General features: G+C 38.8%; 13 protein-coding genes. 7 read left to right on the forward strand and 6 right to left on the reverse strand.

Annotated elements, in window-relative coordinates; all coding sequences use genetic code 11:
* Positions 1-758: 758 nt before the first annotated feature.
* The 3 genes from treP (at position 759) to treR (ending at position 4,706) form a co-directional block, all read left to right on the forward strand.
* Positions 759-2,210, forward strand: a complete 1,452-nt coding sequence (gene treP / locus N9I19_RS08915; RefSeq protein WP_089364983.1) for a PTS system trehalose-specific EIIBC component — start codon at positions 759-761, stop codon at positions 2,208-2,210.
* A gap of 80 nt (positions 2,211-2,290) precedes the next feature.
* Positions 2,291-3,961 (forward strand): alpha,alpha-phosphotrehalase, encoded by a 1,671-nt coding sequence (gene treC / locus N9I19_RS08920; protein WP_317777568.1) that lies wholly within the window; start codon positions 2,291-2,293, stop codon positions 3,959-3,961.
* Positions 3,962-3,992: 31 nt separating this feature from the next.
* Entirely contained in the window at positions 3,993-4,706 is a 714-nt protein-coding gene (gene treR, locus N9I19_RS08925) for a trehalose operon repressor (RefSeq protein ID WP_089364981.1), read from the forward strand.
* 208 nt (positions 4,707-4,914) lie between these two features.
* Here the strand turns inward: treR and N9I19_RS08930 are convergent, their stop codons facing one another.
* On the reverse strand, positions 4,915-5,262 hold the full coding sequence (locus N9I19_RS08930) for a DMT family transporter (RefSeq protein ID WP_317777569.1): 348 nt from the start codon (positions 5,260-5,262) through the stop codon (positions 4,915-4,917).
* A gap of 25 nt (positions 5,263-5,287) precedes the next feature.
* Positions 5,288-5,617, reverse strand: a complete 330-nt coding sequence (locus tag N9I19_RS08935) for a DMT family transporter (RefSeq protein ID WP_317777608.1) — start codon at positions 5,615-5,617, stop codon at positions 5,288-5,290.
* Between the two features lie 570 nt (positions 5,618-6,187).
* Here N9I19_RS08935 and N9I19_RS08940 point away from each other — a divergent pair.
* The gene (locus N9I19_RS08940) at positions 6,188-6,649 is read left to right on the forward strand and encodes a GNAT family N-acetyltransferase (RefSeq protein WP_317777570.1); all 462 of its coding nucleotides are present in this window, start codon (positions 6,188-6,190) and stop codon (positions 6,647-6,649) included.
* 71 nt (positions 6,650-6,720) lie between these two features.
* On the opposite strand, the gene N9I19_RS08945 is transcribed toward N9I19_RS08940, so the two are convergent.
* From N9I19_RS08945 to N9I19_RS08955, 3 genes are all read right to left on the reverse strand, one after another.
* A complete protein-coding gene (locus N9I19_RS08945; RefSeq protein WP_317777571.1) occupies positions 6,721-7,023 on the reverse strand; it encodes a CotD family spore coat protein in 303 nt (100 codons plus the stop codon).
* A gap of 139 nt (positions 7,024-7,162) precedes the next feature.
* A complete protein-coding gene (locus tag N9I19_RS08950) occupies positions 7,163-8,083 on the reverse strand; it encodes a phosphotransferase family protein (protein ID WP_317777572.1) in 921 nt (306 codons plus the stop codon).
* A gap of 704 nt (positions 8,084-8,787) precedes the next feature.
* Positions 8,788-9,012 (reverse strand): hypothetical protein, encoded by a 225-nt coding sequence (locus N9I19_RS08955; protein WP_317777573.1) that lies wholly within the window; start codon positions 9,010-9,012, stop codon positions 8,788-8,790.
* Between the two features lie 992 nt (positions 9,013-10,004).
* Between N9I19_RS08955 and N9I19_RS08960 the strand changes: the two genes are divergently transcribed.
* Positions 10,005-10,694 carry an N-acetylmuramoyl-L-alanine amidase gene (locus tag N9I19_RS08960; RefSeq protein ID WP_317777574.1) on the forward strand — a complete coding sequence of 230 codons (690 nt, stop codon included), beginning with the start codon at positions 10,005-10,007 and terminating at the stop codon, positions 10,692-10,694.
* A 1,001-nt stretch (positions 10,695-11,695) separates the two neighbouring features.
* Here N9I19_RS08960 and N9I19_RS08965 read toward each other — a convergent pair.
* A complete protein-coding gene (locus N9I19_RS08965; protein ID WP_089364973.1) occupies positions 11,696-12,334 on the reverse strand; it encodes a LexA family protein in 639 nt (212 codons plus the stop codon).
* A 134-nt stretch (positions 12,335-12,468) separates the two neighbouring features.
* Here N9I19_RS08965 and N9I19_RS08970 point away from each other — a divergent pair, with 134 nt between their 5' ends.
* The gene (locus N9I19_RS08970; protein WP_061462697.1) at positions 12,469-12,693 is read left to right on the forward strand and encodes a helix-turn-helix transcriptional regulator; all 225 of its coding nucleotides are present in this window, start codon (positions 12,469-12,471) and stop codon (positions 12,691-12,693) included.
* A gap of 47 nt (positions 12,694-12,740) precedes the next feature.
* The gene (locus N9I19_RS08975; RefSeq protein ID WP_317777575.1) at positions 12,741-13,049 is read left to right on the forward strand and encodes a hypothetical protein; all 309 of its coding nucleotides are present in this window, start codon (positions 12,741-12,743) and stop codon (positions 13,047-13,049) included.
* Positions 13,050-13,234: the final 185 nt, after the last annotated feature.

The following is a 13,234-nucleotide window of genomic DNA, read 5'->3' on the forward strand; positions in this document are numbered from 1 at the left end:
GGGGAGACCCCGCAGGCGAAAGCCGAGGAGGCTCCCCGACCGCCCGCGGAAAGCGAGTGCCTGGAGTGGAAAATCAACGGCCAAATTGTACAACTCATAAAAAATAGACAAACTCGATTTTCATCGAGTTTGTCTACAGTCTGAGGCCACTAATTGATTAGTGGCCTTTGCTTGTTAAAGATTGGTCTTGGTAGAGAATTTTTTGTTATTTCCCCAAAAAATCTTCCATTCCAAACGATGAACCTGGAGTCGAACAGCGGGACATATGCCCTTTCCGGAATTTTATATGCTATTAAATAATATGTCTAACTTTATTGGGTCAGATCAAAGGAGTTCCATCTAACTGTTAAAACAAAGTTGATTGGAACGAGTGCGAGACTCCTGCGGGAAAGGTGCGTCAGAGGGAGACACCGCAGGGCAAAGAGCACTGGGGGACGGACCGCGAGTGCCTTACGTTCCACGCAAAGGTCAAATTTTAAAAACCTAAAAAAAACTGGTCTATAGGTCTGAGAGGAGCATCCTAGCTCCTCTTTTTATTATTTAAATATAAATAAGTACAGATTATTCATTTTTCTCCGATTTTAATACACCTCGTTAAATCGTTAATGAAAGTAAATGAAAATCAATCCTTTTAAAGTGAGGAAAAAGTTCTTGACAGAACCTGTACGTACAGGATAATATGAAAGCGTATACAAAACCTATACGTACAGGTTGTAAAATAAACTATATTTTGCTTTCTAGGGAAAGGAAGTAGTGAAATGGGTAAATACACAGAACCAGCAATGGATTTGCTTCAACATGTCGGAGGGAAAGAAAATATTGCGACAGTTACGCATTGTGCGACAAGAATGCGTTTTGCTTTGAAAGATCCCGCCAAGGCGGACGTAACGAATATTGAATCGATTAAACTTGTGAAGGGAACCTTTACACAAGCTGGCCAGTTCCAGGTCATAATCGGGAATGAAGTATCATCCTTTTATAATGAATTCGTTTCCATAGCTGGACTGCAGGAAGCGTCAAAAGAAGATGTGAAAACGGCAGCTAAACAGAATATGAGCTGGCTGCAGCGGATGATTTCCCATCTTGCGGATATTTTCACCCCGCTGATTCCTGCCATTGTCGTTGGCGGCCTCATTCTTGGATTCCGCAATATCATCGGGGATATAAAAATGTTCGATGATAGCACAAAGACACTTGTGGATATTTCACAATTTTGGTCAGGGGTCCACGCCTTCCTTTGGCTTATAGGTGAAGCTATTTTTCATTTCCTTCCTGTTGGGATTACATGGTCCATCTCAAAGAAAATGGGCACAACTCAAATTCTCGGCATCGTCCTTGGTCTGACCTTGGTTTCCCCACAACTACTTAATGCATATGCAGTGGCAGGAACGAAGGCAAGTGACATACCTTTTTGGGATTTCGGTTTTGCGCAAGTCGATATGATCGGCTACCAGGCCCAAGTCATTCCAGCTATACTTGCAGGGTTCGTTTTGGCGTATTTAGAACGGTACTTGAGAGATAAAGTGCACAATTCCATTTCCATGATCGTCGTTCCATTTTTTGCTTTACTTCCAACTGTGATCATTGCCCACACCATTTTGGGGCCTTTAGGTTGGAAAATCGGTTCAGTCATTTCTACGGTTGTATATTCCGGATTGAATTCATCAGTTGGCTGGCTATTTGCTGCCGTTTTCGGCTTTGCATATGCTCCGCTTGTCATCACAGGCCTGCATCACATGACGAACGCTATCGATCTGCAGCTTATGAGTGAACTGGGCGGAACGAATCTATGGCCAATGATCGCTTTATCCAATATTGCACAAGGTACAGCAGTTCTTGCGATGATTTACATCAACAGAAAGGATCAGGAGGAAAGACAAGTTTCCATTCCCGCCACGATCTCATGTTATCTCGGTGTAACCGAGCCAGCCATGTTCGGCATTAACCTTAAATACGGCTTTCCGTTCTTAGCCGGTATGATCGGTTCACTTTTCGCAGGCATCGTTTCAGTCGGATCGGGAGTAATGGCAAACTCTATCGGTGTTGGAGGGATCCCAGGTATCCTTTCCATCCAGCCACAGTATATGGGAATGTTTGCACTCGCGATGTTGGTCGCTTTCGTTGTGCCATTCATTTTGACTATAGCATTCTCCAAACGTCCTCAAATGAACTTGAAAACAAGAACGAAAACAACGAAATTAAATGCTTGATAATGCGGAGGGAGAGCATTCTCTCTCTTTTTTATCATACTGATAAATGATACACCCGGGACAGCAGAGGAGGAATTACAATGAATGATTTTAAAAAAAGCATCATATATCAAATTTATCCGAAGTCTTTTAAGGACTCGAATGGTGACGGCATCGGTGACATAAATGGTGTTATTGAAAAACTTGATTATTTGAACATACTGGGAGTGGATTATATTTGGCTGACCCCCTTTTATCGTTCACCTCAAAATGATAATGGATATGATGTAGCGGATTACACATCCATTGATCCTGCATTTGGGACAATGGATGATTTCGAGAGATTGGTGAAGGAAGCTAATTCGCGGGATATCCAGATCATGCTGGATATGGTATTCAACCATACATCAATAGAGCATGAATGGTTCCAAAAGGCATTGGCAGGAGAGAAAGAATATAAGGACTATTATATTTTCAAGAAATCGAAAGATGGAGAGCCCCCAACCAATTGGATTTCAAAATTCGGCGGCTCCGCATGGGAATATCTAGCGGAACATGATGAATACTACCTTCATTTGTTCGATCGGACACAAGCTGACCTTAACTGGGAAAATCCCAGAGTAAGGCGGGAAATCTTCAATGTAGTTAACTTCTGGCTGGATAAAGGTGTTAAAGGATTCCGATTGGATGTCATCAATCTCATTTCGAAACCTGATTCCTTTGAAAATGACAAAGAAGGGGATGGACGTTGCTTTTATACAGATGGTCCCAAAATTCATCAATTCCTTAAAGAGATGAATGAAGAAACTTTTGGGAAGGATGAAGAGGTGATGACAGTTGGGGAAATGTCATCGACGACCATTGATCATTGCGTCAAATATTCATCACCAGATGAAAAGGAGCTATCCATGGTATTCAATTTCCATCATCTAAAGGTGGATTACAAGGATGGGGAAAAGTGGTCCATTGCAGATTTTGACTTCAGGAAGTTAAAGGATATCCTAAGCAACTGGCAATATGGGATGCAAGAAGGGAATGGGTGGAATGCTCTGTTCTGGTGCAACCATGACCAGCCGAGGATCGTGTCCAGGTTTGGGGATGATCAAGAGTATCAAAAGGAATCTGCCAAGATGCTAGCAACAGCCATTCACATGCTTAGGGGGACCCCTTATATTTATCAAGGCGAGGAAATAGGGATGACCAACCCGAAATTCAATGATATTGAACAATATCGGGACGTGGAGTCAATTAATTATTACAATATTTTAAAAGAGGAAGGCAAAGATGAGCAGGAAATAATCGAAATCCTTCAAGCTAAATCCCGCGATAACTCGCGAACTCCCATGCAGTGGGAAAATACGGAGCATGCAGGGTTTACAAAAGGGACGCCATGGATTTCAGTGCCTGATAATGCAAAGTTCATCAATGCTGAACATGCACTGATGGATAAGGATTCCATTTTTTATCATTACCAAAAACTTATATTTTTACGAAAGAAACATGATATCATTGCATATGGGGACTATCAGGAAATTCTTGGCGATCACGATCGATTGTTCGCCTATGTACGCAGTCATGAAGATGAGAAACTTTTGGTCATCAATAACTTTTATGCAAAAGAAGTGCCCTTCGAAATTCCAAAAGATGCAGACCTATCCGGATTCAAGTCAGAGCTCCTACTCTCGAACTATATCGATTCGAAAGACTTTGCAGATGACATTATCCTTCGTCCCTATGAATCGGTTGTCTATTTGTTGAAAAAGGACGAGTAGCAGACTAACAAAAATATATTGTGGTGATGAAATGAACAGCAAATACCTATCACTATATGGTGATATCGTTTCAAAAATTGAAGGAGGAACCTTTCCGACAAATTCAAAGCTTCCTTCCGAAAGCAGCTTCATGGAAGAGTATGACATCTCCAGGGATACTGTAAGAAAGTCCTTGCAATTGCTTGAACAAAATGGGTATATCCATAAAATCAAAGGCAAGGGTTCCTTTGTATTGGATTTCAGCAAATTTAATTTTCCTGTAGCAGGCTTGATTTCCTATAAAGAAATGGTGGAAAAGTTGAATCTGCATTCCAAAACGATCATCCATACCATGGAGCTTGAGTCCCCGGACACAAGCATGATCAAGCTTCTTGACTTAACTGAAGGTGAGGAAGTGTGGAAAGTGTTCCGGGTTCGGCAAATCAATGGGAATAAAATCATTCTGGACAAAGACTATTTCAATAGTGGGTTCGTAACTAATCTGACAAGAGAAATTTGTGAGGATTCGATCTATGGATATATCGAAAAGGAACTCGGGCTCCAGATTGGTTTTTCCAATAAGGAAATTACTGTGGAGCCATGCAGTGAAGAAGATAAACAATTATTGGACATAGAAGACTACGATATGGTGGCAGTGGTGAAAAGTACGGTTCATTTAATTGATGGAAGCTTGTTTCAGTATAGCGAATCCAGGCATAGACCCGATAAATTCAAGTTCACGGACTTTGCTCGACGGACTTGGTGAAACCCTGAGAAATATGCTGGCAAGCTAAGGAGGAAATGAAAAAACAAATAGGTTATCATGAAAAAAAGTCTGTAAAAATTAAATTCAATTGAAGGACTGATTCATGAAACTCAGCTCCATTCAAAAGAGAAGGTCGCGCAGGCGGCCTTTTCTAATGCAGTTCAGGGTATCGTGTTTTTCTTATAGACATAGGAGGAATCGCAAACCATTAGTTTGACGATCCTTCTGCTTGTTTGGGAGTATGGGAAGCATTTAGTAAAACCACTCCACCAATGATTAATACTAAGCCTCCTAATGTAGTGATGCTAAATGGCTCACTCCATAATAGTACGCCTATTAATGCAGTTAAAGCTGTGCCAATTCCTGCCCAAATGGCATATGCCAAGCTTAACGGAATTGTTTTAAGACATATGGATAAGCTATAAAATGCGATTCCGAATCCAATAATGACCCCAAATGAAGCGAATAAATGAGTGAATCCTTCAGATAACTTAAGCATGATTGTGCCAAATATTTCACTTATGATTGATATTCCTAAAGCTATGTATCCTTTCATATAATTACCTCCGTTTCTCAAAATATTAATGAGCGTCGCCACTGGAGAGTTTCAAAACAACCACTCCGCCAATGATTAGGGCTAAACCTAAAATTTTTTTCAGGTTAAAGCTTTCTTTATAAACGATAACTCCCACTAATGCAGTTAAAGCAGTACCTATTCCGGACCATATAGCATAAGCCGTTCCAAGTGGAATTGTTTTAAGAGATAAAGACAGGCAATAAAAAGCCAAACCCATTCCAATTACAACACCAATTGAAGGGAATAACTTTTTGAATCCGTTTGATACTTTTAACATCGAGCTGCCAAACACTTCACTTATGATGGCTATTGCCAAATATGCATATGGATTCAAGATGAACTCCTCCAATATTTTCATTATTTCTTCACCAAGCATCTTAACATCCAAAGGCCCCATAATTAAACTAAAACCACCTATATCCAGTCTAATAATCCTTACCGTTTCAGGATATATCCTATCATGTTCCACAATATTAGGCTTATCCTATATGGAAAGTTATATAATAAGCCACTTCAGATTGTTTAGCAGCAGTTCGGATAATAATGAGAACAAACTTCCTTTATGTTAAAAAAACGTCAAGATAGTCTTTCTTATATTGAATAATACCAGGGCTGCTGCCAAGCGCATCCATTACTCTAGTTATTCTTCATTTGATGGGCCATCTCGTATATCAGTAAGATTAAGAGAATCGGTTTGTACGCATTGTCTGCGAGACTTTTCTTTAAATCGAATGCTACTGGGCTGATCTTTCCTTTTGCAAGGCTCGCAATATAAGAAAGTCAAACAGGAACTTTTAGGAATTTTGCCGAATTAAGTTCATTAAATGATTATGATAGGGTGAACTTCTTTCATTGAATTTATAATAAATAATGAATGTTTCATTGTATAGACAGGGGGATTATTATGTATGTTAGTCAAACCAGGGATCATGAAGTAATTGCAAAATTAAATCAAAATGTCCATAGCCTGCATGCGAAACTATATCCTAAGTATTTTAAGGAATATAATTATAGTGCAATGAAAGAAACTTTCAAAAGTTTGGTTGAAAATAAAAGTTTTGTTTTTCTTCTTTTAAAAGAACATGAAGAACCGATCGGTTACGCATGGATTGAAATTAAAACCTATCCAGAAAGTGCTTTTAAAAATGAATATAAATCAGTATATGTGCATCAGCTTAGTATCGCTGAAAGTCAAACCCAAAAGGGCTACGGTAAGCAACTAATGAATGCGATATATGAAATTGCGAAAAAGAATGATATAGATTTAATTGAACTGGATTATTGGTTTGAAAACACTGATGCAAAAGAGTTTTATAAGAAACAACACTTTAAAAAATATAGGGAGTTTGCATTTAGACAGTTGTAAATCCTTTGAATGTCAAATTTCAAAGGTTGATGGAAGGAATTAATAAAAACCCCGAATCGGGGTTTTTTAAATTAATATCTTAACATTCTCCTCGAAAAACTGGGGGATTGAGGAACTCCGCAAACAAAGCTTTGGGTATAACACTCTTTCACGATACTTCGGGTATGCGGTATATATGTGGTGAAATGTTTATTCACGGTAGTTGTATGTGTCGGGTGAAAAACCGGAATCACAGTGTTAATGACATTAGTTTTAACATATTGCTTTGTCGGGGAAATTTGAGGTGGATTATACTGAGTAGGGATTCTGTGAGGTGGGCAATATTGTAGTGGACATTGACCGCCTTTCGGATGCCCCCAGGGCTTATTATACATTTAAACACCTCCTGGATTTTTTTGGGAAGTCATTGTTAGTTTATGAAAAAAGTTGATAAAGGGACTGGTATAAATGCCTTTATCAAAAGTTCATAGGCATATCAGATCTGTCACTCATTTTAAAAAAATTGAAAATACATTAATTTAAACGAATTTGGTTAATTGCTTGACGAACAAATGACTTGTGTCTTTTCTTCCAGCTATTTTCCTTGCTTTTTTCCAAGCCCCATTCAGGAAAATCAGATAACCGTAATGCGGCAAATAATTGCCAGAAGGGTAAGTTTGTAAAATTCAACTCCGGCATCATGGATTTATATTGAATGGTAAAGTCACTCATTGCATCCATTCCAAAATGAAATAAAATCTCGAGTTGACTATTGGCAAGGTCAGCCAAAGGGTCCCCTAAGCCTGAGTCTTCCCAATCAATTATAGAAACTAGTTTATCTTCTTTCCATAATATATTTCCTGGCCAATAATCACCGTGAAGGATCACTTCTTTATTCATTGGGAGTAATGGCATGTATGATTTTAACAAATCTCTGATCAAGCTCAGATTTAAGGTTTCGTCCAGGATTGCCCCATCTTTACTATCTAACATTTCTCCATATGAATTTTCTAGTTTAGGGAGGAAAGATAAAGGTAGCTTCGCACAATCAACATGATGGATTTTTGCTAGATTGATTGCCAATTGTAGGATATGATCATTAAGATTTGAGGGGGTAAAATCTGGCTTGCCCTCAATAAACTCGATAAGTATACATGGCCTGGAAAAAACCTCACAGGATTGCTCGATGTAATAAGGCTTCGGTACAGGCAAACCTGCAGCCTTCAATATCCCTAAAAGCCTGTGTTCATCTGCCGCAATATTCGGATTCCGTTTCAAGTCATTATCACCATGCTGACGAAGGATCATCCTTATGATCCTCCCTGTAGATTGTAACATTTCAAGTCCTGTCACTTGAGCAGAAATTCCGCCTTTTAATTCCCATGCGCGAATGAGTTTGATGCCTGGATCCAACTTTTGAACCAATTGTTCAAACTTACCATATTCATTTTTCATACGTCTTCTCCTTTTAAAATCCCGGACAATGTTCAGGCGTTTAAGTTCACATTATAGATGGGATATCAATATTAGCGTTCAAACACTTTTTTTTCATGGCTCTTTTCGTAAAGATTGTTGTTTTTAAAACGAAACTATTTAAGGTTGATTGGAGCGGAAGTGCGAGACTCCTGCGGGAGCAGCGGGACAGGTGAGACCCCACAGGCGTTTACGCCGAGGAGGCTCACCGCCCGCCCCGCGGAAAGCGAGCATCTGAAGGGGAAATCAACCACAACTCACTACCTGGTAAATAGCAACAAAGTATGTGAAAACAGCCTTTTTCATCTTTTAAGAAGTACCCACAATAAAAAGAGAAAAAAATAGCACAATAGGGAAAGAAGAATCCATATTGTGCAGGATGCAATTGCGAAAAGGAATTTTCAGCTGCTGTTGGCCCAAAATCATTCTAATATAGATTATTAAGCAGCTTAAATGAGTGGAAAGATAGCCAATGGGAATAAAGGAAAGTTTTACATTCGTTTAAAACATTCATCAATTTTTCACCGGTAACGTTTAAAAAGTATTTTTATATCATCACTGTCTTCATCAGTTGCTTCAAAAGAGTTTTGTATAAGGTTAATCAACACCTGTTTCATTAGGTTTTGATCACATACTGCCTTAAGGGAGGTTGTTTGGATTCAAAAATAATCCGGATGCCTTAAATTTCACTGTGGTTTCATGAATTTAATGATATTCGATATGTTGGAGTAAATATTGTTTCTACTGATTTTAATGGTTTCATCAGGTTTTGCTATAAATATAAATTCATTAACGATGTTATTAATCCTATCCAGTTCCACCACTATGATCCCAAGATATTCTAGGATGCTTGCATCATGTATCCGTTCACTGATGATTTGGTTAAGGAAGTCAAAGGATTCGGATTTCATGGGCTATTCCAGCACCAATTCACATGCAGCCGCTAATTTTTCCAATTCTCGAATTCTGCTTTCACTTCTTTTTTTTCGGTGATATCGATTGCCGTTCCGATAACCTCACATCAACCATCAAAGGATTCTATGGTGCAACAAAATGGTTATCATCGACTTCCCCTTCATTTAATTCACCGTTTCCCCACACCATGCCATTTTATAAAATCTTTGTTTTTGTGTTGCTTGTTCTATTGATTTTTTTCCAGATAACCATAGAAGTTGGAGTGATTGATTTTGTAATGAAATCCCCTTCAACGAAAGTATGAATGAAGTCGTTATCCTTTTTTATAAATTTGAATAAAGGTCCATTTCACGGGATTAAATCTCGGTCATAACATTATCCAAATCCTTAATTTCATTTGTTTCCATGTATCAGCATCCTTAAAAGAACCTGATTAGTGAATTCCATATATTATGGAACCTCTATTTGATTTAAGTTATAGTTCAATTTTACCAAAGTAAAATAATAGAAGATAGCTTTTTCAAGAAGTCAAAAAGATTCTCGTGCATTGTAGGGAATGTTTTAATCCTGCCATTTTAAAACAAAAAAGACTGAAGGCAAAAGAGATTTTATCTAAATTTTATAACAAAGTTGATTGGAACGGGTGTGTGAGACTCCTGCGGGAAAAGCGCGTCTATGGGAGACCCCGCAGGCGCAAGCAGAGGGCGGACGGACCGCCCGCGGAAAGCGAGTTCCCTACATTCCAATCAACGTTCAAATTGTACAAGCCATAAAAAACTGTAGGCAAACTCGATGAAAATCGAGTTTGTCTACAGACTGAAACACCAGGAGAGGTGTTTTTTTTTAGGGAAAAGGAAGAACGCATTTCATGTTAACCGTAGACCTAGTGAGGAAACCGAATCTAATATTATGAAACTTTCTTTAATCCGGTAGTTATGTGTACAGGCATTTGTTAATGTGCAACATAAGATTAATAGAGGTGAGTGAAATGGTAAAAATATTTATTGATCCCGGCCACGGCGGTACGGATTCAGGATCAGTGGGTAATGGATTGAGAGAAAAGGATTTAACTTTATCTATTGCAACTAGAATCAAAGACATATTATTAATAGAATATAATAACGTTTCTATAAAAATGAGCAGGCCCCAAGATACGTACCCCTCTTTAGACGATCGGACGAATCAAGCGAACGCTTGGGGAGCTGACTTCTACCTCTCCATTCACATTAATGCTGGCGGAGGCACTGGGTATGAGGATTACGTTTATACGTCAACCAACCAGATAACGAAAACGTATCAAGATCATATTCATTCAGAGGTCATGAAGCTTATCAGCTTTCAAGACAGGGGACAAAAAACAGGCGATTTACATGTGCTCCGTGAAACGGACATGCCCGCACTCCTGACTGAAAATGGATTTATCGATAATGTCAATGACGCAGCCAAATTAAAAATGGCATCCTTTATTGAAACACTGGCTCGCGGACATGTAAACGGTATAGTTAAATGCTTCAATCTTACCAAGAAAATTACAGCGGTATACCATACTGTCGTTAGTGGGGACACTGTATACTCCTTAAGCGGGGCATATGGCAGTACAGTGCAGCAAATTAAGGATTGGAACGATCTTGACAGCCAGTTCACCATTACCGTAGAGCAGAAATTGCGGGTGAAATGAATAATTTATAGTTGACTGGTTAAATTATTTATAGCTTCCAGAAAGCACATCACGCAGGTAGTCCTTCTCTAAAAAGAGAGGGACTTTTCCCGTTTCCGCCATTCTTTCAATAATGGCGGAAGCCTTTGTGAATATATTGAATATATTTTTAACCTTAACTGTTTTTTGGGGAATTATTAAAAAGCAATTCTAAAACTGATAAACGGGGAAATTAAAGATTGAAAGACAGCGATGGCACAGCCTCTTCACAAATCATAAATTTGCGCAGAAGGCAAAAGGGGACTTTGAATGGTATGCCATATAAGGGGAACTTTTTTAACGGAAGGACAAGCTATAACCCGTGATACAAAGGGGAGATCAATAGGCGTAAAGCCATTCTATAAATCGCAGTTCATCATGGAAACAAGCCCCTGACGGATTCGAACCCGCACTCGCACTCCTTTCGTTAGCTTAGGTTAGGGGAGAACACGCTTCCCTACGGATTTTCACCGGCGGAATTCCACCTGCCTCAGCTTATTTGCTTTTCGGTGCTTCTGAAACCCTTACCTTGCGACCAGGTGGCTACAATGTTTTCCGGCGCTCTTCCCTGCTAGAGCTACAGAGGCAAATACGTATCAACCCATTATACGATTCTTATATAGGCTGGTGGACCAAAGAATAAAAAGTAAGGGCATAGGAGAATGGAAAAATGAAAATTAGATTTTCAAATACAGAAGGTTTTTCTTATTTGGTTGAACATTTACTGGGAAAAATAATGGAGCACCTTGGCTGGGTTGACAAAATGGTTTAGTCTGCATGAAAAGCAAGGAGATTGAAAAAAGCGTCCTGGGCGAAGTTAGTTGCCGAATGCATTCACTCATAAAAAATAATATTAAAAAGCACAAACCAAAATGGCTTGTACCTAATATGTATAAGTGGATAAATGTTTGGCTTAACGAATTGAATTAATCTATGTATTATAGCTTTTCTTTAATTTGCCAATGAAACCCTAGAGTTGGGTATTAATCGTATATTTTAATGGCCTGTACCACTTTTCCTAAAATTCGGACTCTATCATTTTTGATATGATAGGTTTTTTCTTCATAAAAAGGATCCGTGCTGCAGGGGATGAGTGTGATGTTTTCTTCATTGATAATCACTTTTTTGACTGTACCATCGTGACCATTTACTAAGACCACACCAATTTTTCCGCTGTCGACGTAGGTTGTTTTTTCAACGAGGATCAATGATCCGTCACTGAATTCTTTGTTCATGCTGTTGCCTTTTACTCTAAGGAAAAAATATTCCTTGTTCGATTTTAGCATGGAATTTAACGTCGGCATATACGCTTCTATATATTCGTTGGTAAAGTTAGGCTCTCCGGCAGGTATATTTCCATAGACACCAATTAATCTGACATTCTTTTCATTTAAAAATTCCATTGCAGGATCATTTCTAATGATAGGTGCTCCTTCAATGAGGTGGGATAGCGGGATTTCGAAGCATGTGGATATCATGCTCAATTTATCCATTAAAGGTTTATTCCGTCCGGATTCCCATGCTGATACTGCCGTTGGGGCCACTTTTAATATGTTTGCCAAATCTTCTTGTGTCATTTTTCTTTCTTTTCTTAACATTTTAATCCTTTCACCAATGTGCATATTTCTTCACCTCTAACTTGAATATACACTATGAGTGAAAGTGAGTAAACTTAAAGTGCGTGAATTTTACAAAAAATCGTTGGTAACTATACTTCAAGTGTGATATCATTTTTTTAGATAGGTGGTGACAAGGTATGACAAACGTTAAGTTTACACTTAAACAAGCGAGGAAGTATAAAGGGTTAACCCAAGAGGAAATGGCTAAAGTGCTAAAAATGGCCAAGAGGACCTACATTGACTATGAGCAATATAAGATTCCTCTGCGAATCGATAAGGCGTATATGTTCGCTGAATGTGTAGGATTCTCCATCGACGATATCATTTTTTTTGACCCTCATCTACACTTCAAATGTAGTTGAAAGTTCAATCGATATTGTGTGTCTATACTAGAGAAGCCATTCCTGGAATGAAAAATCTAATCAATAGTAATCCTAACCTGCCAAGGGACAAAGTTCATGGTTATGATGATTCGAGTGAGAATGGAAAGAAGGTGAAAAAAGTGGAAAGAGAAATTAGGTCTATTGAAGTTGCAGTAGGAGTTGCTGTTAGCACCTTTGCGATTGGAAAGGAAATTCGTGGAGAAATCATTGAGGATATTATCGTACACAACGGTGTATTCAAACTGTACAATCGAAAGGATGAGCTTATCACTGAAGTCAATTATCCAGTTCTCAGGGTGAAATACAGGTATGATGGGGGAGGGGTAAGTGCTTAACGGAGTTAATAATCCAAACTCCGAATCGGCATGCTGGTAGTGTTTTTATGGAAATGTACTTCGATGGCGGACCCAATTGTTATGGACTCACCCACAGGGGGAAACATTTTGATGGAGTATCATGAGAGCTGTTTAAGTGAAATGTATCGATCATTTGTATATAATAGCCGTTTGATACTGGAATT

Source organism: Peribacillus sp. CSMR9 (assembly GCF_033141925.1).
In the GTDB taxonomy this organism is placed as follows: domain Bacteria; phylum Bacillota; class Bacilli; order Bacillales; family DSM-1321; genus Peribacillus; species Peribacillus simplex_A.